Below are 511 nucleotides of genomic sequence, written 5' to 3'. Positions count from 1 at the left end.
GTGGCAAGGACCTTGTGCCCGTTGCTGAGCTCAACGCGGAACATCGCGTTGGGCAGCGCCTCGGACACGACGCCCTCGATCTCGATGACACCGTCTTTCTTAGCCATAGCCTCGCTGACGCTTGTGCAGACCGATCGATCTGCGGTGGATGGGATGGATGCGGGCCAGGCCGTCGGACACGCCGAACAAAGGCGCAAGGCACCAAAGATCTATGTTAGACGCGTTCCCCGCATCCGGCAAGCCGGGCGGGGAACGCGTCGGTCGAGGCGTCGCGAGGATCAGCCGAGCAGCGCGTCCAGCTCCTTCACGCCGTCCTTCTGCAGGTCGAGGCGCTTGCCGTTGATCTCGATCGTGGGCGTGCTCTGGACCTTGGCCTTGACCGCCTGCGCGGCCGGGTACTTGAGGTACTTCTCGTCCGTGATGCACGAGGTGGCCTCGTCGGCGCCGACCTCCTTGGCGTATCCGGCGATCTGGTCGTTCGTGAGGCCGGGGGTGTTCTCCTGCGGCTGGT

Annotated in this window: 1 protein-coding gene and 1 pseudogene; both read right to left on the bottom strand. The window is 65.0% G+C overall.

Annotated features, from left to right (window positions below):
* A pseudogene (locus tag FA014_RS19765) lies at positions 1–107 on the bottom strand (translation initiation factor IF-1); the annotation flags it as partial.
* A gap of 171 nt (positions 108–278) precedes the next feature.
* Positions 279–511, bottom strand: a 233-nt coding sequence (locus tag FA014_RS20505; protein WP_230323474.1) for a DsbA family protein, incomplete at its 5' end; no start/stop codon positions are given.

Origin of the sequence: Cellulomonas hominis (assembly GCF_005239125.1) — a bacterium.
In the GTDB taxonomy this organism is placed as follows: domain Bacteria; phylum Actinomycetota; class Actinomycetes; order Actinomycetales; family Cellulomonadaceae; genus Cellulomonas; species Cellulomonas hominis_A.
This window is presented reverse-complemented; position numbering and strand designations above follow the sequence as displayed.